The 21939-nt window shown below is 40.8% G+C and carries 23 protein-coding genes; 7 read left to right on the top strand and 16 right to left on the bottom strand.

Annotation, left to right across the window (positions count from 1 at the left end):
• Nucleotides 1-10: 10 nt before the first annotated feature.
• The 3 genes from DFO73_RS12970 to DFO73_RS12975 form a co-directional block, all read right to left on the bottom strand.
• Complete coding sequence (locus tag DFO73_RS12970; protein ID WP_110065170.1) at nucleotides 11-3229, bottom strand: DEAD/DEAH box helicase; 3219 nt, start codon at nucleotides 3227-3229, stop codon at nucleotides 11-13.
• 338 nt (nucleotides 3230-3567) lie between these two features.
• Nucleotides 3568-3720, bottom strand: coding sequence for a hypothetical protein (locus DFO73_RS28675; RefSeq protein WP_181396009.1), 153 nt, complete (start codon nucleotides 3718-3720; stop codon nucleotides 3568-3570).
• Nucleotides 3717-4184: a hypothetical protein gene (locus DFO73_RS12975; protein WP_110065171.1), complete on the bottom strand. Its 468-nt coding sequence runs from the start codon at nucleotides 4182-4184 to the stop codon at nucleotides 3717-3719. Before DFO73_RS12975 ends, DFO73_RS28675 begins: the two co-directional genes overlap by 4 nt.
• Before the next feature lie 102 nt (nucleotides 4185-4286).
• On the opposite strand from DFO73_RS12975, the gene DFO73_RS12980 reads away from it, so the two are divergent.
• A complete protein-coding gene (locus DFO73_RS12980; protein ID WP_110065172.1) occupies nucleotides 4287-5033 on the top strand; it encodes a uracil-DNA glycosylase family protein in 747 nt (248 codons plus the stop codon).
• Nucleotides 5034-5183: 150 nt separating this feature from the next.
• Here DFO73_RS12980 and DFO73_RS12985 read toward each other — a convergent pair whose 3' ends face one another.
• From DFO73_RS12985 to DFO73_RS12995, 3 genes are all read right to left on the bottom strand, one after another.
• Nucleotides 5184-5804, bottom strand: a complete 621-nt coding sequence (locus DFO73_RS12985) for a LysE family translocator (protein WP_110065173.1) — start codon at nucleotides 5802-5804, stop codon at nucleotides 5184-5186.
• Between the two features lie 116 nt (nucleotides 5805-5920).
• Nucleotides 5921-6871: an oxygen-dependent tRNA uridine(34) hydroxylase TrhO gene (gene trhO / locus DFO73_RS12990; RefSeq protein ID WP_110065174.1), complete on the bottom strand. Its 951-nt coding sequence runs from the start codon at nucleotides 6869-6871 to the stop codon at nucleotides 5921-5923.
• A 351-nt stretch (nucleotides 6872-7222) separates the two neighbouring features.
• Nucleotides 7223-8203: a nucleoside hydrolase gene (locus DFO73_RS12995; protein ID WP_110065175.1), complete on the bottom strand. Its 981-nt coding sequence runs from the start codon at nucleotides 8201-8203 to the stop codon at nucleotides 7223-7225.
• A 390-nt stretch (nucleotides 8204-8593) separates the two neighbouring features.
• Here DFO73_RS12995 and DFO73_RS28680 point away from each other — a divergent pair, with 390 nt between their 5' ends.
• A complete protein-coding gene (locus DFO73_RS28680) occupies nucleotides 8594-8734 on the top strand; it encodes a hypothetical protein (RefSeq protein WP_181396010.1) in 141 nt (46 codons plus the stop codon).
• Between the two features lie 69 nt (nucleotides 8735-8803).
• Here DFO73_RS28680 and DFO73_RS13000 read toward each other — a convergent pair whose 3' ends face one another.
• From DFO73_RS13000 to DFO73_RS13030, 8 genes are all read right to left on the bottom strand, one after another.
• A complete protein-coding gene (locus tag DFO73_RS13000) occupies nucleotides 8804-9550 on the bottom strand; it encodes a class I SAM-dependent methyltransferase (protein ID WP_110065176.1) in 747 nt (248 codons plus the stop codon).
• The gene (locus tag DFO73_RS13005) at nucleotides 9551-10021 is read right to left on the bottom strand and encodes a GNAT family N-acetyltransferase (RefSeq protein WP_110065177.1); all 471 of its coding nucleotides are present in this window, start codon (nucleotides 10019-10021) and stop codon (nucleotides 9551-9553) included. It abuts the gene before it with no gap.
• Between the two features lie 71 nt (nucleotides 10022-10092).
• A complete protein-coding gene (locus DFO73_RS13010) occupies nucleotides 10093-10752 on the bottom strand; it encodes a hypothetical protein (protein ID WP_110065178.1) in 660 nt (219 codons plus the stop codon).
• A gap of 25 nt (nucleotides 10753-10777) precedes the next feature.
• Nucleotides 10778-10933, bottom strand: a complete 156-nt coding sequence (locus DFO73_RS28685; RefSeq protein ID WP_181396011.1) for a hypothetical protein — start codon at nucleotides 10931-10933, stop codon at nucleotides 10778-10780.
• A gap of 143 nt (nucleotides 10934-11076) precedes the next feature.
• The gene (locus DFO73_RS13015; protein ID WP_110065179.1) at nucleotides 11077-11616 is read right to left on the bottom strand and encodes a DinB family protein; all 540 of its coding nucleotides are present in this window, start codon (nucleotides 11614-11616) and stop codon (nucleotides 11077-11079) included.
• 62 nt (nucleotides 11617-11678) lie between these two features.
• Nucleotides 11679-11888 (bottom strand): hypothetical protein, encoded by a 210-nt coding sequence (locus DFO73_RS13020; protein ID WP_258309456.1) that lies wholly within the window; start codon nucleotides 11886-11888, stop codon nucleotides 11679-11681.
• 244 nt (nucleotides 11889-12132) lie between these two features.
• Nucleotides 12133-13851 carry an assimilatory sulfite reductase (NADPH) hemoprotein subunit gene (gene cysI / locus DFO73_RS13025; RefSeq protein ID WP_110065180.1) on the bottom strand — a complete coding sequence of 573 codons (1719 nt, stop codon included), beginning with the start codon at nucleotides 13849-13851 and terminating at the stop codon, nucleotides 12133-12135.
• A gap of 25 nt (nucleotides 13852-13876) precedes the next feature.
• On the bottom strand, nucleotides 13877-15685 hold the full coding sequence (locus tag DFO73_RS13030; protein WP_110065181.1) for an assimilatory sulfite reductase (NADPH) flavoprotein subunit: 1809 nt from the start codon (nucleotides 15683-15685) through the stop codon (nucleotides 13877-13879).
• 195 nt (nucleotides 15686-15880) lie between these two features.
• Here DFO73_RS13030 and DFO73_RS13035 point away from each other — a divergent pair, with 195 nt between their 5' ends.
• The 3 genes from DFO73_RS13035 to DFO73_RS13040 all read left to right on the top strand — a co-directional run bounded on the left by DFO73_RS13035 (nucleotide 15881) and on the right by DFO73_RS13040 (nucleotide 17438).
• Complete coding sequence (locus tag DFO73_RS13035) at nucleotides 15881-16783, top strand: LysR family transcriptional regulator (RefSeq protein ID WP_110065182.1); 903 nt, start codon at nucleotides 15881-15883, stop codon at nucleotides 16781-16783.
• A 90-nt stretch (nucleotides 16784-16873) separates the two neighbouring features.
• Nucleotides 16874-17005 carry a hypothetical protein gene (locus DFO73_RS29350; RefSeq protein WP_258309459.1) on the top strand — a complete coding sequence of 44 codons (132 nt, stop codon included), beginning with the start codon at nucleotides 16874-16876 and terminating at the stop codon, nucleotides 17003-17005.
• A 223-nt stretch (nucleotides 17006-17228) separates the two neighbouring features.
• Complete coding sequence (locus tag DFO73_RS13040) at nucleotides 17229-17438, top strand: methionine aminopeptidase (protein ID WP_110065183.1); 210 nt, start codon at nucleotides 17229-17231, stop codon at nucleotides 17436-17438.
• Between the two features lie 99 nt (nucleotides 17439-17537).
• Here DFO73_RS13040 and DFO73_RS13045 read toward each other — a convergent pair whose 3' ends face one another.
• Nucleotides 17538-18716 carry a M20 family metallopeptidase gene (locus DFO73_RS13045; RefSeq protein ID WP_110065184.1) on the bottom strand — a complete coding sequence of 393 codons (1179 nt, stop codon included), beginning with the start codon at nucleotides 18714-18716 and terminating at the stop codon, nucleotides 17538-17540.
• A gap of 371 nt (nucleotides 18717-19087) precedes the next feature.
• On the opposite strand from DFO73_RS13045, the gene DFO73_RS13050 reads away from it, so the two are divergent.
• Nucleotides 19088-19852 carry an alpha/beta fold hydrolase gene (locus DFO73_RS13050; RefSeq protein WP_110065185.1) on the top strand — a complete coding sequence of 255 codons (765 nt, stop codon included), beginning with the start codon at nucleotides 19088-19090 and terminating at the stop codon, nucleotides 19850-19852.
• A gap of 72 nt (nucleotides 19853-19924) precedes the next feature.
• On the opposite strand, the gene DFO73_RS13055 is transcribed toward DFO73_RS13050, so the two are convergent.
• The gene (locus DFO73_RS13055; protein WP_110065186.1) at nucleotides 19925-20440 is read right to left on the bottom strand and encodes a YbaK/EbsC family protein; all 516 of its coding nucleotides are present in this window, start codon (nucleotides 20438-20440) and stop codon (nucleotides 19925-19927) included.
• 195 nt (nucleotides 20441-20635) lie between these two features.
• On the opposite strand from DFO73_RS13055, the gene DFO73_RS13060 reads away from it, so the two are divergent.
• Nucleotides 20636-21757, top strand: a complete 1122-nt coding sequence (locus DFO73_RS13060; protein WP_110065187.1) for an aromatic acid exporter family protein — start codon at nucleotides 20636-20638, stop codon at nucleotides 21755-21757.
• Nucleotides 21758-21939 lie beyond the last annotated feature (182 nt).

Below are 21939 nucleotides of genomic sequence, written 5' to 3' on the forward strand. Positions count from 1 at the left end.
TATTCTCCTTTTAAATCATTAATATTTCCCGAATATCCTCTTCCGAAAGGCTCTTTGCAGCTTTTTCATCAGAGTCTATGATTTCTTCAATTAAGTTTTTCTTTTTGTCCTGCAGTTCATTCATTTTTTCTTCAATCGTACCGCGGGCCAAAAGCTTGATGACTTGGACTGTATTAGTCTGGCCCATGCGGTGTGCCCGGTCGGCTGCCTGTTCCTCAACAGCCGGATTCCACCACAAATCATATAATATGACGGTATCCGCACCGGTCAGATTGAGGCCTGTTCCCCCAGCCTTCAACGAAATAAGGAAAAAATCCCGTTCTCCTTCATTATAGCGGCGGCAAACCTCGACACGTTCCTCGGAAGGTGTTTGCCCATCAAGGTAGAAAAATGGCAACCCCTCAAGAGCCAGCTCTCTTCCAATCAGATTAAGCATTTTTGTAAACTGTGAAAAAATAAGCACCCTTCTGCCTGAAAGCCTTGATTCTTCTATAATTCTCTTGAGCTGTTCAAATTTGGCCGAACTGCCTTTATAGCCGTCAACAAATAAAGCAGGGTGGCAGCAAATTTGACGCAAACGGGTCAAACCGGCAAGAATTTTAATACGATTTTTCCTGATTGTATCTTTATTTAGATGCTTCAAAGTGTCCTCCCGCAGTTTTGCCAAATAAGCAGCATATAACTTTTTCTGCTCAGGCAGCAGCTCAACAGAATCAATCGATTCCATTTTTTCGGGAAGTTCGGAAAGGACATCCTCCTTCATCCTCCTCAACAGGAATGGCCGAATTCTCCGTGCAATTGACTTTCTGGTCAAATTACTGTAATCCTTCAAGCCCTGAAATAACTCAGGAAAGACCACATGAAATATAGACCATAGTTCTTCAGGGGAGTTTTCAACCGGTGTTCCAGTAAGTGCAAAACGGTGTTTAGCCTGTATCTTTTTCACTGCCCTGGCTGTCTGTGTTACCGGATTCTTAAACGCCTGGGCTTCATCAAAAAATACTGTGTGAAAATCCTGTATCTCATACCATTTAAAGTCTTTTAAAAGCAGCGGATAAGATGTGATGACTACATCAATGCCAGTTAAATTTTTCTGAAGCTCTGCCCGTTCAAACTGATTGCCGTCTACGACAACCGCTTGAATTTCCGGTGCAAATTTCATCAGTTCGCTTAACCAGTTGTAAGTTAAAGAAGAAGGGCATACAATCAGCGCAGGAACCTTTTTGTCCCGGATATCAGGAAGCTCAGATCGTATAAACGCAATGGTTTGCAGCGTTTTGCCCAGCCCCATATCATCCGCCAAAATGCCGCCAAAGCCATAATGGGCCAGTGTCTTCATCCATTTATAGCCATGCTTTTGATAATCCCTGAGAACCGTATCCAGGCTTTCCGGCACTTCAATCTGCAGGCTATCAGGGTTTTCAAGAGTGGCTAAAAACTCTCGGAAAGACTCCTCCTGCCGAAATGTACCCTGTTCCCCAACTGTATCCACCATTCTTAGGCCCTGGACAATCGGCATATCCAATCCGCTTTCCAGTTCTTCTGCCTGCACGGGTACAGCATTTAAAAACCGCTGGATTTCTTCAAACTCTTTTGCTTCCAAAGATAGCAGCGAACCATTTCGCAATCGATAATATTTCCGTTTTTCCTCAAGAGCATATAAAATATCACGGATTTCCTGATCTGCAATTCCGGTCATTTCAAACTTGAACTCCAGCCAATTGGTCCGTTCCTTTTTCATTCTAATCCGGATTCGCGGCTTAGCGTTTTCCCTGAAAATACGATTTCTAACTGCCGTTGTAGCATATATTTGCAAGAGCTTTTGCAGCTTCGGAACGACATGATAAAGAAACTCATATTCAAGCTCTTCATTTTGCAAAAAATAACCGCCTTCCGTCCTGGCAAACGAGCTTTCCTCCATCAGCTGCAAGATTTCATCTTCCTTTTCAACATCGCGAATAATCCGTGCTCCGCCTCGTGGTTCCCGTCTTTCCAATGGATTAATCACAATATTTTCATAGTGAAATTCCAGGCCGGCAAGGAGCCGATTTTTCAAACGATCCAGGTAGAGCTTGGCAACAAGAGGAGTCTTTAAAAACTGCTTGGCCATCTCCTCTGAAATTTGCACTTCACCTAATTTCCGCAAACCTGGGACTACCTTTTCCAAAAAAAGCTCCATTTGTTCCGCAGCGATCGGAATCATATTTTCCCCTGTAGCTTCAATCATTTGTGTCAGATCATACAGTCGCTGGCAATTCTCCTTTTTAAGCGTAATGATTTTGCCTCCAAGTAGAACAGAATTGTAAGAATTAAGTACAAGCAGCGGATCCAGCCCTTTAATTCTCAAATAACATTTTCTGTCGGCTTCTGACAATTCAAATCGTAAAGGCAAACTCTCATCTGAGAAATGAAACCTGTCAAATGTTTTACCAGCTACTTTAAGCTTCACTTTTTCCGCATGTGCAAGACTTGGTTTGAGGCGCTCCCAGGATGAGGGTGGAATCAATAGCATATCTTTGCTGGCTATATAGTCAAATTCGTCCAACAAGGCATTCACATAAACGGATTCATCATGTATTACCTGGATCAGCTGCTGGATGACGGCATCTGATTCAGGTTTAAAGCAATACAGATTTGAATCATATGTAAAAGTTAGGGATACCACACATGGTTTTCCTTCTTTTACCGATTGGAGGAAATCGCGGATATCAAGCACCAGAGCAGGGCCTATTTTTAATTTTATAGTAAATAAATATTGGCCTTTCCCCAAATGCACCGGCTGACATGTAAATTCCGTTTCAAGCACATTTCTGTTTTCAAAATGCAGCTGATGTCCGCTTGATCGGACAGGCGAATCGCTGAAAAGAGTCAGGAAACCGTCCGTGAGTGAATTTTCTGGCGATGCAGCCATCTCTTCTTCTGAAGAATTGATTACCGGTGTTCCCTTCTGCTGCAGTTTATATATTGCCAGCAGCACAGCCGCAACATGCTGACATTCCTTATCAAAGGAAGCAAGCTTCGGACAGCTGCAAGAAGTTTGAAAGCTGCTTCCCGAATCCTTTTCAACCGTCACATAAAAATCTTCTGCTGCAGACACCGTTGCTACGCAGCGATCAGCGTTATATTCATTAAATCTTACTTTACTATTCCGAAAAAAAGCATCCCCTCTTTTGAAGGAGACTGTGCCGCATATTTCTTTTATACCTTTATGAGTTAATTTAATATCCACAAATGCTCTCCTTCCGGGATAATGATATAAAAATTGTACCATAATAAAGGATTAAAATTCATTAAATGGACCACCGCAAAAAGAGAGGTCCAATCCCCTCTCTCTTTTGAGAATAATCTCTTCAAACTTTCCCTCTTTAAGCAATAAACGTTAAACTTCTTTGCTTATCCAGGTATCTGCAGCCTTCGCATTCGATTCTTTCCGATTTATATTCGGAACCGCACTTTAAGGAAAAATCCCCAGCGAGATCGGATGCCCCATCTGTGATCTGATACGTTAAGAAACGGGCATTCTTATATTTTTATTGGTTCCTTTATATGCAAGACTCGTCTCATATTCTACCATGGTTCACATGAGAAACCTTTATGCTCCACAATCCAATTTTTACTTTCCCCTTTAATAATTGAGTGGGGGTGCCCCCATAGAGAAGAAGCTTCTGTCTTTTCAAAATTTAAAGTTACTAAAAAAACTATTTTTACAGCATTCTTCATTTACATGCCTCTTTTTCCAGCCTGCAAATCCACTTATAATACTTTAACATGATAAAAAAAAGGATTGGATCAAGGACGGCTGCATGCCACAACTCCCACCAGCCATAGCTGAAATAACCCCATGGCTGAGGGAGCAAAGCCAATACTTCATACAGCAGTATGGCAACTACCCAGAAGATTATATATGTAACCCGTTTTATTAAGTCTGAGTTGAAAGGGTACCAGTTTAAAAACATCATATTGACTGGCGGCACTACAAAAATATGAGCCACCAGTCCGCCCCAATTCGGTTCTTTTGTGAAATACCAGTAGCCCCAGTATTTGAATTCAATCATACAGTCAAAGACCTGCTGAGCTGATATTGTAAATAACCAGATATGTAAAATTTGGTTTTTGGTCAGGCGTTTATTCGATTTAAATGCAGTAAGATTAAACAGAGTGATGGCAATGAGCAGTCCTATCATATGAATATTCCTTTTTATTTGTTAATGTCCCTTGAGTGGCTTTTATTATTCACCATTTGGTAATATTATGGAAAATCATTCTTTGCATTAAGGGGATCTCTTATGACACATACATTGCTGCCTGATTTTTTACCGGCCATCCGAACATTAAATGATTCAATGCCATTAACAAAAGAAGACTTGTTATCAGAAGAATTTTTAATAAAAAAGCACGGGGAATTGGAGATGTACTATGCTCCCCATAACGAATATATCAATAACGAAGCAAGAATCATCATAGTGGGCATCACACCCGGCTGGAGCCAAATGAAAATTGCCTATGAACATTTTGTGAAGGGCTTGGCAGCTGAAAAAGAAATAAAAGTTGTCTTGAGGGAAACGAAGATAGCAGCCGGTTTTGCCGGAGCAATGCGGACTAACTTAATATCAATGCTTAATCAATGCGGAATTCCCGAATCTCTTTATATTAATGACTCATTAGCACTATTTAATGAATGCAGGACTCTCCTGCATACTACTTCAGTTATTAAATACCCCGTCTTCTACAAGGGCAAAAATTATACAGGCCATCAGCCTGGGATGCTTCAGTCAAAGCTGCTGGCTGAATATGCAACAAAGTTTTTTGCAGAGGAAATTGGAGAAATTAACAAGAACGCTCTCATCATCCCTCTTGGCAAAACAGTTGAAAGCATCATCCGCCATCTGCTAGCAGACAACAAGCTCGCTGGTCATACAATCTTATTTGGATTCCCTCATCCATCAGGTGCAAATGGCCATCGGGTTAGGCAATTTGAGAAACAAAAGTACTCGCTTGCTGAAACAGTCAGAAAGTGGTCGGATCAAGCATAAAGAGAGAACAGGGTGTACTCTGTTTTCTCTTTACAGTTGGAGAATAGAACCCTGCAAACTTAAGAAAAGAAACATCAGGGAGGATTTTCGAATTAGACACTAAAAGAGACTGCTAAATCTGGATTACCGTCTTTAAGCAGTCCCTTCACCTTACGGCTGTTTCTCTAGAGCCAATTTAATACCAAAACCCATTAAAACTACTCCTGAAATACCTTGCAGAACGTTATTTACAGCAGGCTTTTTCAGCCAATTTCTAAAAAAGTCGATTAAATAAACATAGAAAAAGAACCAAACGATTGTAATAATACTATAGGTGAATCCCATTGTCAGAAATTGGACAAAGTGGTTTTCACCCGGGCTTACAAATTGAGGGAAGAACGTCAAAAAGAAGACGGCTACCTTCGGATTGGACACACATGTGAAAAACCCCTGCAGGAAATGGGATTTGTTTTTCCTGTGCTTTTTAACACCTTCCGTCTGCGTCCGTTGAGTTGACAGAGATTTCAGTGAAACAACGCCCAGGTATATGAGGTACATCGCGCCGGCATATTTAATAATCGAAAAAATGTATGCTGATTTTACAATCAAGGCCGATAAGCCAAACACAACAGCCATCGTGTGGACCAGCAGTCCTGCAACAGAGCCAAACATAGTTTTAACCCCGCTTTTTTTGCCGCTTGATATGGTATTTTGGATTAAAATTCCTGTGTCCGGTCCCGGCAGGATTACCAGCAGAAACGACATAAACAGGAACAAAAGAAAGTTTTCCATATTTCTCACTCCCACCCTAATGTTTTTAAAATATTGAATTTATTATAGCAGGTTTCATGAATTTTCCAATCATAAAAAGAGCAGATTTTCACAAAAGAAAATCTGCTCTCACCATATTAGGCATTCATTTTTTCTAATCGTTCTTCTACTTCTGCTTCTGTTAACCCATGCTCCGTGATATAACGGTTTCTTGGGTGTATGCGGCATTCATCTGAACAGCTACGCATATATTTATGCTCGTTTTCTTCTGAGCATAGAATCTTTTTATTGCACTCCGGGTTAGCGCAGTTTACATAGCGCTCGCATGGTTCTCCTGAGAAGTAATCTTTCCCTACGACTACATGCTCCTTCTGGTTGACCTGTACGCCGATTCTGTCATCGAATACGTAAAGCTGGCCATCCCACAGGTCGCCTTGAACCTCAGGGTCTTTTCCGTAAGTGACAATTCCCCCATGAAGCTGGGCTACATCTTTGAAGCCTTCTTTCAAAAGCCAGCCGGAGAATTTTTCACAGCGGATTCCGCCTGTGCAATACGTTATAATCTTTTTGTCGCCAAGCATTTCTTTATTTTCACGGACCCACTCAGGCAGGTCACGGAAGTTTTTTATATCAGGTCTGATCGCTCCTCTAAAGTGGCCAAGATCATACTCATAATCATTGCGTGCATCCAGTACGACAGTATCTTCATCCTGAAGCATCTTGTAAAATTCTTTAGGCTCAAGATATTCCCCTGTCAGCTGGTTCGGATTGACATCGTCTTCAAGACGAAGTGTTACCAGCTCTCGGCGGGCGCGCACCTTCATTTTTGGAAAAGCATGGCCATCCGCTTCATCAATCTTGAAAACCATCTTTGCAAAGCGAGGATCCTGCCTCATCATTTCCATATAGCGATCCGTCTGTTCCACTGGCCCTGAAACAGTACCGTTAATCCCTTCATTTGCAACAAGAATACGTCCCTTAAGGCCAAGCTCGTTACAAAAAGCTTTATGCTCCCTTGCGAACTCTTCTGGGTCCTCAATCGGAACATACATATAATACAGCAATACTCTGTATGGTTTTTGACTCATTTTTATTTCCACCTATCACTTAATATTTGCAAGATATATCTGTTAATAGGTTTAAACATATATTCTTACCTATACTAGTATAACAAACTGAGTCAAGTTTCATAATAGAGATGCCTATATGACCCAAGAAAGATCGGAACTTCAGTCGTATTAGCAGGTATTGCATATGGAATTCATACCGCTTCACATATCGATTCCATATATTTAGTTTTGCAAGAAATATCCGAAAAAATTCATCTCAACAATCACCCAGATCAGTTTCCTTAAAATCATAATAAGGTTTTTATTCTTATTTTTTGCAAGGCAGATATATTTCCTGACCTTTTCATTCCAAATGAAATACAAATCCCATTAAAAATGACACCGTTTTTCAATCGTTTTAACATTATTAACTTTAGCAGTCATAACGTTAATAAAGTCTTGAATAAAGGCATTATAGTCGAATGCCAAGGCGATATGATCCAGCGTTTCCTTCTGTTCTTCTTTTGGATTTGCCCGGAAGTCGGCAATTGTTCTCCCTCTGGATAACGATGAAGATTCGACTCTAACCCTGCGTGAGGCAAATTGAAAAGAACCAGGGCTGGTTAACGCGAATAAGGTGATTACATCATGCATCGGGGCAGCATTCAAGCCTGGTACCAATTTCTTGTATGCGTTAATATAGTAATCAATAATTGGTTTAATCAATCCAGAATAGGGATTGGATTTAGAAGCTGCTATCCAATTGACTACTTGCGGGGTCACCAGAGCATAATTTGTCACATTAAGTGGAATAACTGTGACATTTCTTCCCTTTTCAAGGACAAGGTCAGTTGCAATTGGATCTCCGAAAAAATTAGCTTCAGCCACGGCAGTAACATTTCCGGGATGATTAAAGGCTCCTCCCATGATGTAAATTCCCTTAACTTGATTTACTTCCTCGGCTCCTTTCAAGATAAAAGATGTAGCCAGGGAGGTGGACCTTCCTACATCTACAAGTGTTAAATCATTTTTATACAGATTTATAAGGTCAAAGACGGCCCTGTAATCTTGAACGTTTGTTACAAGATTATCAGGCGGACGGATTGGCCCCAAACCTTCTGGTCCATGAATTTCCGGATAATAACTGACAAGCTCACCGGAAAAAGGCCCCTTTGCCCCTCTTATAACCGGGATATCCGGCCTTCCTCCCAGCTGCAGCAAATAGGATGCATTTTCTGTTGCCTGTTTTTCATTAACATTGCCATAACCAGTAACCACTCCTACTAAATCAATCCTGGGATTTAATAATGCATAAATTATTGCCACCGCATCATCAATCCCTGGATCACAGAAAAGCAATACCTTTTCCATTCCAGTCACCTTTTTATTAAAGATTAATTCGTATACCTATTATATTGGCTGGCTCGCTTTTAGGTGACTATCCAATTTTCGGTGAGAGGACATATAGCCATTTAGGATTCCTCATTTATAGATCCCAAGTACTTTAAGCTTATGTACCGTTCCCATCAACAGCAAATAATTCACCGTTCCAAAAAGCACATTTGGAACAGGCTATCCTTCTAAAGACTTCGATGATTAAGTTAATAATCACATCCCGCCTATTAATATTTATAGGTTGTCACATTCCACTGTCATGAGCCGCCGGGCTATGCCTAATAAGAGTAAATTCCATGCAAATACCCTAAAATTTATATATTTTCTTCCAATATGGATAATTTAAATAACATGGAGGTGAAGACCATGTCAGAACAAGAATACCCAAACGTAAAGCTCGGCGGTAAAAAAGTGCGAGAAAAAGGCAATGGCGGAGACCAGGTCCACGGTCATGAAAAAGAAAACAAAAACGGTAAATTTAATACGAATCCGAAATCGGATTTATAACTAAAAGGATGACACCCTCTGGAAAAGAGGGTGTTTTTATAAGATCCACTCCAAAAGAGATAGAAAAATCTAAGACTTTCTGCTTTTTATTATAAAAGCTGCTGGCAGATCCTTTGCTTTTTCATAGGAGTACCATCTATTCGCATGCCTCTGGATATCTTCATCGGATAAACTTACGTCTTCAACTACCTTTTCAATTTTAAAACCGTTGTCGATCAATAAATTAACATAAGTACTTAGTTTATATTGCTGCATGATGGCAGGCTGGCTCCAAGCTTCATGCTGGTATGGACCTTCATCATGATAGGATTTATCCATCAGCAGCTCACCATTTTTAGCTTTAACACGGTTATACATGGGGTGTTCCCAGCTGAAAATAAACAATCCCCCCGGTTTCAGATACTGATGGACATTCGTTAAAGTCTTCTCAAGATTAGTTGTCCACCCCAAAGCATATATAGAAAAAACAATATCGAAATAATCGTCAGGTAATCCGGGATTATTCTCCATCGGCGATTCAAATAACTTTACAGGTGAGGCAGCGTTTTGTAAAAGTGCCTTGGCGGCAGCAATTTGGGTTGTAGACAAATCCAGTCCCCAAAGCTCCCCGGCACCTCGCTGATCCAAATATTTAAGTGAATGTCCGCTTCCGCACCCTATTTCCAACATTTTCAAATCACGAACATCACCAAATAATTTCAGCTCATCTTCAGTTGGCGCAAGCGGGCCGTATTCCGGCAGCGGATTACGCCCATAAAAACGCTCCGCTGCCTCGTCCCAGCTTTGTTTGTTTACCTTAAGTGATTCAATGTTCATTTAAAAACTCCTTTTTACCTCAAAATAGAATACTTCCTCGTCTCCCCAAACCTCTCCAGTTGGAAGAAACCCAAAGCTATTATAAAGATCTCGTGCATAATGATTATCTTTATGAACAGTTAACCGGATTTCCTTGCATATTGGGAATTTATTTTTTATCCAGTTGATCATTTCATTTAACCCTGCCCTGCCATACCCGCTCCTTTGGAACTTTTCGTCTATAATAAAGCCGTTAATCCAATACATATTAACCGTACCCTCTTCATAAGCGTGCATGATAAAACCAACCATTCTATCATGATCATAGATAGAAAATGGAATATACTCGACTTGCTCCCCGTCGGGTTTGATATACACCTTTGCCAGTGAAACCGCAGCTGAAGGAACGAAGTGACGTTGCGATTCCTTCACCTTTAAATTAATTACTTCTTCCCAATTGTCTCTCGTAACAGGCTTTAATTGAATGTTCATTAAGTAACCCCTTACATTTTATCTTCTAATTTATCATTAAGCTCAATAATTTAAGTGTTCTATTTAAAACTTCACAGTTTTCTAAATCCATCTCGGGACTTAATGATAATGCTAATTAAGGAGGATTCGCCGCTAATAATATGGTTCTTGATTTCTGATACATCAATATCAGTTTCAATACGAACTTCTTTTCCTTCGTTTGCCCTTATACTAGCCTCATATGGGCCATTGCTGTTCAACAGCGATACCATTTTTTCATCATCTTCGAAAAGGTATTTGTCATAAAATTCGATTTCAAACTTTACATCATCGTTGCTATAGTTTTCAAAAGGAAGACCACAAATTACGTGCAATATTTCTTCAGTGCCCATTTCAAAGCTGCAGGTGCTTTCTTGTTTTTGATAAGAGACAGCATATATACCCTCAGCCATTGTTTTTTGATAGGCCTCTGCCAAAATGGGAGGAGACAGAGAAGAGATAAAAATTGCTGCGATGATGGAACGGATATAATATTTTTCCAGTGACCTGTAAAGAAAATACAGACTCAAAATAAACAAAAACAAGGTTAGAATCCCTACAAAATATAGACCGTTTACCGTTCTAATTGGAATATCTAAAATCGTTAGCGCTTCCTCGCCAAATGGACTTTCATGCGGAAAAGGAAAGTTTATAATCATTGAAGCAATAAATAAAATTGCCGCCACCCTAAATAATTTTGTATTTTTGACCAATCTCCATCCCCCCTTTGAAATATACTTATTTTTTGGAAGACCCTATCCCTGCCCCCAACGCAATTCCGATCGCCAATCCGATTCCGGGATTATCAAAAAGCAAACCGAAAGCCACGCCCAGCGCCAGTCCTATAGCCATTCCACTTCCCATTAAAGTCTCGGTCCTTTTTCCTTTACTCATTGTTAACCACCGCTTCCTATCCAATTTCTCTGTATACTTTTCATACGTTTAAATGAAAGTTTAGTGTCATAAATTGGGAAAGCTTCGGAAATTAGATTTGCATAATATCAGCTGGTCTCCAAATGAGACCAGCTCCAGGATTGTTAAGTTAACTGATCACCTTTTTTCTTCATAGCCAGCTGCCGTTTAATCACTCTTATTTGCCCGCGGTGGCTGATTTCATCTTCCATTACGTGAAACCAAAGCCAATAGTTGTTAAAAGGAACTCCATTTTTCCATTTTCCTTGTTTAAATAGCCAGCTGTCTTGCTTTGTTTTTAGCAGCGTTAAAATTTTCTTCCTAATGCTACCAAGTTCATTCATGTAATACTCAAGAGGCTGATTCTTAATCTTTGCTTTGGCTTTCCCGCCAAGTTCCATAGCTGCCCCCCATTTCACGAGTTCAATCTTATTCAGATCTCTATTTTCAAATGTAATGATTTGGTGGACATATTCGATGAAAGCCATATGCATCAAAAGAGAACCAATCGTGTTGCTGTTCTCATCAGGAAGAAAGTCCAGTTCAGCCTGTGTCAAACCATAAATATCCTGCAACGTCACCGCCCTAGCATGTTCCAGCATCGATACCAGTTCACCCATTTTTTCATCAAATCCTCCAATAGGTTTTATTCGATAATCAATCATGATTCTGCCTCCATACCTTCTCTATAAGGTTATCAATATAGAAAAATAGAAAAAGACTGAAATTACATAGATAAATTATGAAAAATAAATAACCCCTTAATATCTAGAAAATCCAAATGAAAATCAATAGAAGCTTCACCTTTATAACCTGCAATTCTTTTATTTAGATCTTCATTAATTAATGGGATTTTGGGATGGAGAGGAGGCAGCCTGCGGAGAAGAGCTTCCAGTTTTCGAATCAAAAGAGGAATTTTTCTTTCTTTAAGTATCATAACATCACTCCAATAAGTATTTTTATTACTAGGTTCGACAATCCGGCTATTTTTCCTTCAAAAATAATGGAGATTTGATTCCGCGATGTCGAAATTAGAATTTATGTGCGGATAGAGATGTTTTATGTGCGGATAGATTTTTTTATGTGCGAAAGCAGGAAATTATGTGCGGATAAAATTTTTTTATGTGCGTTCGATCTATAAAAAAAGACAGGGACCCCGCGATCCCCGTCTTTTCTCAATCTCAATTATGAAAGTTAGTCCCATCAGTTGTCGCCTCGATAATCCCGGCACGAACCACGAAGTCGCCAAAGTGCTCGCCGTCAAGGCGTTCCCGAGCATATTGCGGCAGAATAACGCGCAGCTCGTTTAATATGTCTTCTTCCCCGATGTTTTCCCGGTACATTTTACTCAACCGGCTTCCGTCAAAGGCTGCACCCAGGTACATATTGTATTTACCGACAGCTTTTCCGATAAAGCCAATTTCACCTAAAGCATGGCGTGCACAGCCGTTCGGGCAACCGGTCATACGTATGGTAATTTCCTCGTTCCGCAAGCCGGCTTCATCCACAATCTCTTCTATTTTATCGATCAAAACAGGAAGATAGCGTTCGGCTTCAGCCATTGCCAATCCGCAAGTTGGGAGGGCTACACAGGCCATGGATCCGCGGCGCAGTGCGCTATACCGACTTCCATCTGTCAGGCTATACTGTTCAATGAGCGCCTCAATTTTCTGCTTATCTCCAGTAGAGACATTCCCAATAATCAAATTCTGATTCGCAGTTAATCGGAAATCACCTTTATGAACCTTCGCTATTTCGCGCAAAGCCGTTTTGAGCTTATATCCGTCAAAATCCGCAACCCGGCCGCCTTCTATGAACATTGTAAAATGCCATTTTCCACGGACACCTTTTACCCAGCCATAGCGGTCTCCATTTGAGTCAAACTGGAATGGCCTAGCTTCATCCAAACTCCATCCCAAGCGATTCTCCAACTCTTCTTTAACGGTCTCCAAACCAAGTCGATCTACCGTATACTTAAAGCGTGCATTTTTCCGGACGGAGCGGTTTCCATAATCGCGCTGAATGGTAATAACCTTTTCCGCGACATCATAAATCTTATCCGGCGCAACAAAACCGATTACTTTGGAAAGCTGAGGATATGTTTCTTTGTCGCCATGAGAGAAGCCCATACCGCCTCCAATAGCAACATTAAAGCCAACCAGCTTGCCGTTTTCTACAATAGAAATGAAACCCAGATCCTGTGAAAATACATCAATATCATTGGAAGGCGGTACAGCAATTCCGATCTTGAACTTACGCGGCAAATAAAGCGCACCGTACATCGGCTCAACTTCTTCTACCTCAGGCGAACCGGCAACTTTTTCTTCGTCCAGCCAGATTTCATGATATGCCCTCGTACGAGGCAGCAAATCATCACTTAACATTTTCGCTAATTCATAGACTTCCGAATGAATTTCTGAAATATCGGGATTTGAGATACACATAACGTTACGGTTGACATCCCCGCACGCAGCAATAGTATCCAGCATTGTTGCATGGATTTCCTGAATCGTCTTTTTCATATTCCATTTTAAAATCCCATGCATCTGGAAGGTTTGACGCGTTGTCAGCTTCAAAGTTCCATTGCCATATTTATCAGCCAATTCATCCACTACAAGCCATTGTTCCGGAGTTGCTACTCCGCCTGGCAAACGCAAACGCAGCATGAACTGATATGCCGGTTCCAGCTTTTGCTTTTGGCGTTCATTTCTTAAATCACGGTCATCCTGAAGGTAACTGCCGTGGTGCTTCATTAAGCGGTTATCGTCGTCCGGAATTCCGGCACTAATCCGGTCCTGCATTACTTCTGCCAATGTTCCGCGCAAATAATTGCTTCGATCCTTAATGCCCTCAACGTCACTCGGAGGGCCATCCGGCGCTTTTAATTTAGGGTTCACCATGCTGAAAAACTCCTTTCATTCCAAATCAATATACGTCACGCTGATAGCGTTTATTCTGCTGCATTTCAGCAAGATAAGCTGCAGCCTGATCGCGGGTCAAACCGCCTTCTTTTTCAATAATGTCAATGAGAGTATTATGGACATCGTGCGCCATGTGTTTCTCATCGCCGCAGATATAGACAGCTGCCCCTTCTTCCAGCCATTGGAATAGTTCCTTGCTGTTCTCCTGCATACGGTGCTGCACATAAACTTTTTCATCGCCATCGCGGGAAAAAGCAACATCCATCTTTGTCAGTACGCCATCCTTAAGCCACTTTTGCCACTCCGTCTGATAAAGGAAGTCTGTTACGAAATGCTGATCACCAAAGAACATCCATGACTTTCCTTCTGCACCTGCTTCTTCACGTTCTTGCATAAACGAGCGGAACGGTGCAACTCCAGTACCAGGTCCAACCATGATTATTGGAGTCTCAGGATTTTCCGGCAGTTTAAAATTCTCATTGTGCTGAATAAATACAGGTAAGGTATCCCCTGGCTGCAGTCGCTCAGCACATAAAATCGAGCAGACACCTTTTCTTTCGCGTCCGTGAGCGTCATAACGTACAGCCCCAATTGTCAAATGCACTTCTTCCGGGTTTGCCTCAAGGCTGCTTGAAATGGAATAAAGGCGTGCAGGCATTTTTCGTAAGATAGAAACAAAATCCTGCGCAGTACCATTCCACGGTTTAAAATCGCGAACAAGATCAACCAGGTCCCGGCCATCAATATATGCCTTTACTTGATCACTCTTGGAAACAAGCTCCTGCAAATCTTCATTACCTGAAAGCTTTGCTGCCTTTTCCACAAGCGGCTTTGTCAGAACTGTAATCTCAAAATGAGAGTGCAGCGCATTTTTCAAGGTAACCACTTGATCCTTCACCTTCACCGCTTCCTCAGGATCCCAGTTCATTTCTTCTAAGAGCAAATCTACCAATTCCGGATCGTTTTCCGGATAAACACCTAAGCTGTCTCCAGGCTGATACGTTAATCCGGAGTCTTCAAGCGACAATTCAAGGTGGCGCGTTTCTTTATTGGATCCGCGTCCATTTAGGTTAATATTTTCCAGCACTTCAGCCCTGAACGGATTGGACCTGGAATATACAGATTCGGCTGCCGGAGCTTGGGCAGCTGGTGCAGTTCCTGATGAATTTACGCTGCTTTGCCCTTCATTTAATTCGGCAAGTACAGCTTCCACCCACTCCGCAGCTGGTTCATCAAAATCAAGATCACAATCTACGCGGGCAGCAATCCGTGTCCCGCCAAGCTCCTCCAAACGCTTATCAAAATCTTTCCCAGTCTGGCAAAAGAACTCATAAGAGCTATCCCCAAGCGCCAATACAGAGAAACGCAAGCCTTCTAGCTTTGGCGCACGTCTGCCATGGACAAATTCATGGAAAGTTAATGCATTATCTGGAGGATCTCCCTCACCATGGGTACTAACTACAATTAATAGGTTCTTTACCTTTTTTAAGTTATTTGGCTTAAAATCACTCATGGAGGATACATTTACTTGAAAACCATGACCTTCCAGTGTTTTTCCAGCCTTTTTTGCTAGGCTTTGCGCATTCCCTGTTTGCGATCCAAATAAAATGGTCACTTCTTTGGAGATTGCCGAACCGGAAGCCACCGCAGACAATTCCTCTACTGCCGGTGCAGCCTGTGATGATGATGACTGCACTGCTGCAAGATAGCCGCTCAGCCATAAAGATTGAGTTTCTGTCAGAGTCGGCAGCAAGCGATTAAGGAGCTCTGTCTGCTCCTGATTAAACGGACTGTTCATTACCTGAAGTTGCAACGTAATCCACCTCACCAAACCAGCTAATATGGCTGATTTTTTTGTTTTTCTTTAAATTTCCTCTTTTCCTATAAAAAAAGTCGGTTTTAAACCTAAAAAATATATATCTATTACTTTACCGAATGATCTAACATTAGTAAAATAAATATTAATTATCACACTTATTAATAATACTAATGACAAAGCGGTGATTTTTTGTATTATGATGCCTTAAAAACCTTCGTAACCTTGGCAGAAGTAAAAAACTTTACAAAAACAGCTGAGCTCCTTCTTATGTCACAGCCGAGCGTCAGCCTGCACATTAAAAACCTTGAGAAAGAGTTTCAGACCAAGCTGTTCCACCGTTCACCCAAATTTCTTAAAATTACCCCAAGCGGTGAAATATTATATGACCGGGCCAAGCAGATGATTACCATTTATGAGCAGACCCGGCAGGATATTTTAGAGCAGCAAAACACCATTAAAGGCGAACTGAAAATTGGAGCCAGTTTTACAATAGGGGAATATATTTTGCCTCCCTTACTGCTTGATCTTCAAAAAAATTACCCTGAGCTCGAACTCCAAGTGACGATCGGAAACACGGAGGAAATTATCCAGTCAACTCGGTCCCATCACGTTGATATTGGGTTAATTGAAGGCCAGACGAATGAAAAAGAGCTTACAGTCATTCCTTTTATGCAAGATGAATTATTTATTGTTTCTTCAAATAAGCATCCTTTAGTCCATAAAAAGGAAGTAGCCATTACAGATCTCCAGAACGAGGCATGGATTATGAGGGAAACTGGCTCTGGCACACGCGAATACTTTAACCATTTTATCCGTTCAAACGGGTTAAAAGTGAAATCCCTTCTTACCATCAGCAGCAACCAGGGGATTAAAGAAACACTTATAAACGGAATGGGTATCAGCATCCTGTCAGGCAGTGTAGTAGAAAGAGATGTTAACCAAAAAAACCTTTCAATCATCAAAATTAAAAACCAGGAATTCAAACGAACTCTTTCATATGTTCTTTCCCCGGTCATGCAAGAGAAAAAGAATGTAAGTATTTTTGTAGAAGCACTCAACAAAAAGTGGCCTGACAAAATTCAGAAAAAATAACGCCTTGCCTAGCAGCTTTGTGACATTAAGCACAGACAGCATCATTATCCTTCACTTACACTAAAAACAAGAAAGGATGGTGCACCTGTTATGATCTCAATTGATGACAAAGCATTTAAATGGTTTGAAAAGGAATTCCAGTCAGCAAAACCATTTTCTATCCGGCTTTACCCGCAATTTGCTGTGAACAGCAAGAAAGGGAAGGAATCACTTTTTATGTAGAATCCAATGACAAATGGTTCTATGATGAAACAGATATTGAAATAAAATATAATGATGCAATAAAAGAAATTTTCACCGTATATAAAGTAATACCGTAATTTAAAACAATTGGACGAGCATCTTTTCACACTTGTCCCCTCTATTTCATATACATATAGTAACGAGATGTATAAAATCTGCCCATTTTATTCAAAATAAGAAAAAAATGGCTGAGGTGAAAAAGATGGGATTATTGAACGCCTTTAATGAATGGCGCGAGACAAGATATCAAAATCATGTCAACCGCATGAAGGAAGAAAATAAGTGCCCGGACTGCTATGGCAGAGGGTTTTCTCTGTATCCAGGCAATGAGTTCGCTTATCACGCTAATCAGTTTGATTGCCCTGCCTGCAACGGAACCGGGCTATATTCAGAATGGAATGGTCTTTCTTAAAATAAAAAACCATGATTCATCCCAGTTTTATGGAAGAATCATGGTTCTTTTTTTAGCCGTTTTGTTTAAGAATTCCATTATTTTGGGATATGTCTATGACTAAACCAATGCTTTCTGTAATTTAAATTCTTCTTTTATTTGCTTTAATAGTTCTTTATTTGTTAAGACCTCATAGCCGGTAAGCGCCATTGCTTTGGCTCCGAGGATCATAGCTTCTCTTCCCTGGTCGCTCATTGCCGCCTCGCGGAATTCATGTGTGTGGCATGCATAAGCCTCATTACAGATTTTAATATATGGATGAATGGAAGGGGCTGACTGGCTTACATTTCCCATATCAAGGGAACCCGATCCGTCTTTTTGGTCCAAGATTTCACCCGCATTCACTCCTAAGGAAACCAATTCTTTATTAAAAGCTTCCGACAAAGGATTATTGGTGATCATATTGTCATATGAAAGTTCATAGAATGACCATTTCATTGTCGCCCCAGTCTGCAATGCGGCACCTTCTGCGCATTTTTTAATCTTTTCTACGAGCTCATTTACATATTCCCGTTTTGCTGCACGGACGTAAAACTGAGCAACAGCGTAATCGGGAACGACATTTGCTGCTTTTCCGCCCTCTGTAATGATTCCATGGATTCTGGCATCCTGTGTGATATGCTGCCGCATAGCATTAATGCTGTTAAAGGTTTGGAGAACAGCATCCAATGCATTAATACCCAAATGCGGATTTGCAGCTGCATGTGCGGATTTTCCAAAAAACTCAAACTGGATCGCATCCATCGCCAGTGATGTTCCGCTCTTCACATAATTGTCCAACGGGTGTACCATTATGGCAGCATCAAGTGAATCGAATATACCCGCTTCTGCCATTGTCACTTTGCCGCCCTTTGTTTCCTCAGCCGGTGTGCCAAATACTATCACTTTCCCGCCAGTTTCGTTGATCACTTTACTTAGACCAATGCCTGCAGCAATTCCCATTGTTCCAATCAAATTATGGCCGCATGCATGTCCAACTTCTGGCAATGCATCATATTCAGACATATATCCAACAACAGGACCTTCCTTCCCGCTGTCAAAAGTGGCTGTAAATGCAGTTGGCAAACCGCATGTCCCCACTTCCACAGAAAATGCATGCTTCTCCAGCTCTTCAGCCAACACTTTGCATGCCTTGAACTCTTCATGTCCAAGCTCAGGGTTTTCACCAATATATTTGCTAATGTTATAAAAATCAGCTTGTAAACTGTCAATTTGATCGATAATCAGCTTTTTCCCCATTAAGATGCACTCCATTCTATTAAGCTTTAGGATTATTCATTATTACTTATAATAATACAACATTCCTGTTTTTTCACTACTTTTCATTTAGGCTCTGCTAAAGCTTATTGTTGTTTTTAGCACCCTATTGATTGGAAAGGGAGTGTCTGCAGCGGAGATCAGGCGCCTTAATTTAAAGAAGTTTTGGCCATACCCTATTTCCTTTTTGAAATAAAGAAAATACCTAACACGGAAAAAATCCACTTTGGTCGCTAGGAACCTTTATAGAGACAAAGGTAAACTCCTTTTTCGTATAAACCTGTCCAGATCAGACATATTAGTTAAGGAATTACTATGTATTAAAAAGCATCAATAAATTGAGGTGTCTATACATGCCAATACTGAATTTGGACGGGGCCAGTCTGCACTATACTGTAAAAGGAAGCGGTACACCCATTGTTTTTATTCACCCTCCTGTATTAACTTCCATCAATTTCAAGTACCAATTAGAAGAACTTTCGCGAAATTTTCAGGTTATTACTTTTGATATTCGCGGACATGGGAGAAGCCCCTACTCCCCTGAACCTGTAACCTATCCACTTATTGTTAAAGATATCATTCGCCTTTTGGACCATCTAAATATTAACAAAGCATTTCTCTGCGGATATTCTACAGGCGGTTCTATTGTTTTGGAATTCATGCTATCGTTTACTGAAAGAGCTCTAGGGGGAATCGCGATTGGGGCAATGGCAGATGTAAATGACGATTACCTGAGGAAGAAGATTTCTTTGGGGATCAGGCTTTCAAGCAAGGGCGCTATAAGCTTCCTAGCGTGGTCCATCTCTTGGAATAATTCAAATAATATTAAGCTGTTTAAACAAATGTTTTCAGAAGCAAGAAAAGGCGATTACCGTAATATCGAGCAATATTATCGTTATAGCTTAAAATACAATTGCGTAAACCAGCTTGCTGAAATCCATCTGCCAATTTTATTGGTATACGGTAAAAAGGATAAGCCTTTTTATTCATATGCAGAGCAACTACATGAAAAATTACCTAACAATCAATTGCATTTTATTGAAAAAGTTGACCACCGTATCCCGACTAAATCCGCAAAACAGCTGAATAACCTTATTCGTCAATTTGTAAATAACTAATGCAAATTAAAAGGTGCCAGGTACCTGTACCAATTCTGTCAACTGGTATAGGTACCTGGCACCCTTTATTTTTTATTTCGTCATTTTCTCAGGAGCCCGCTCAATAATGACTTCATCTTTCCAGTCCTTGCAGACATCCACCCAGCCTTTTGCATCTGAGTATTCCTCAATTTCATAAGGTGTAAGTTCGATTGCCGAGTTGCTGCTTCCGCAAGCAGGAAATAGTGTCTCGAACCTTTTCATGGATTCATCCAGGTAAACATCCAGGTCGTTAGCCAATCCGAATGGGCATACCCCGCCTACTGCATGGCCAGTTTGTTCGAGCACGTCTTCCGCAGAAAGCATACGCGCCTTAAAGCCGAATGTACTCCGGAATTTCTTATTATCTATTTTGGCATCGCCTGCTGCAACCACAAGGATGGCATGATCCTCGTCCCCTCTGAAGGAGAGAGTCTTGGCAATTTGTGCCGGCATGACACCGATTGTCTCAGCAGCCTGGTCTACGGTTGCACTTAAAGAATCAAACTCCATCACATCTTTTTCCCGGTCCCATTTTTTAAAATGGGCCTTTACACTTTCAATTGACATTCAAACTCACCCTTCCCCTATGTAACATGGTTCTTTGTATAAATTAGCTGGATTTTTATTCTGTATAGTTGTTTATTTTAACATACTATCCTTGCCTGTCACGGAAGATACCCCTTTTTATCAGAAAATTTACATTTGCTCTGGATACGCCATTACACTACTATAGACATATACTGCTTTAAAGAAGGACTGCTTATGAAATTACTTATTCATTACAAGTTTATTGGCGGAAGAATTGCCAAAACAGGGCTTGCTGTATTTATCACGGCCTTTATCTGCCATATGCTCGATTGGCCGGCCATGTTCGCGGTCATTACAGCGATCGTAACCATTGAACCAACCGTCGCAGATTCAATCCGAAAAGCTTATGTCCGGTTTCCTGCGGCAGCCATTGGGGCTGGATTTGCTGTCCTTTTTACTTTCTTATTCGGTGACAGCCCATACAGCTATGCCTCTGTATCCCTGGCTACGATTATCGCTTGCCATAAATTGAAGCTCCATGATGGAATGCTGGTTGCCACATTAACGGGGGTAGCCATGATTTCTACAGTCCAAGACCATTACTTGGCTTCTTTTTTCATCCGGTTGGGGACAACCACTACCGGCATTGTGGTGTCAACTGCTGTCAACTTTTTTGTCATGCCGCCGAATTACTCTAAATCGATTATGAGCAGCATTCATTCCTTATATAGGAGATCTGGCGATATTTTACATAAACGAGGCTTGGAAATTTTTCATCTTGAGGTTTACGATAAAAATCTCCGTACAGAATTTCAAAGGCTTATAAAGGATATTGAAAAAACGGAGACATTATGCAATTATCAAAAAGCTGAATATAAATATCATCGCTTCAGCCGAGACGATATGCGTGACTTTCATTATGAATATAAAAAACTCACCATTTTAAGGCAAATTATCTATCACGTTGGCAACTTAATTTTTTTGCCTCCTAGCCAAATCGAGCTTGAAAAAAATAAGCAAAAATTCGCCATTTCAGTTTTGGATGATCTGAAGGACAGCTTGTACGATCCGGGCTTTCTAATAACGGAAAGCCATCATCAAAAAATCAGCGAAGTCACACAATGGTTTATCAAACAAAAACAGCAGAATCCAGCGGGCGGCTTAAAGCCGCGCACGCACCATCATGTCCAGCCCGAAACAGCGATTTTGTATGAGATTCTATCTGTCCACGATTTGATCGAGGAACTAAATCATATACAAACGCTAGAAATTAAGCATCGCAGGCTGTTAAAAAGCCGTCCCATGAAAGATTCCTATAAAGGCAAGGCGGCAGAGGAACAGGAAATGGAGAAATGAAGAAGCAAATCAGAAGCAACCTTGCTTTTTCTAATCCTTAATTTTAAAGCTCAATTTCATTTTTCATTAGAAAACACAAATGGCCAAACCGCTGTCATGGAGTGAGCTTTCTTTATTGGAGGATGAAATTATCCAGACATAGGTAAGCTGTAAAAAGGAGACTTATAAGAATCTGTCCTACA

The sequence above is a fragment of the Cytobacillus oceanisediminis genome (assembly GCF_003182355.1).
Classification (GTDB): domain Bacteria; phylum Bacillota; class Bacilli; order Bacillales; family Cytobacillaceae; genus Cytobacillus; species Cytobacillus oceanisediminis_A.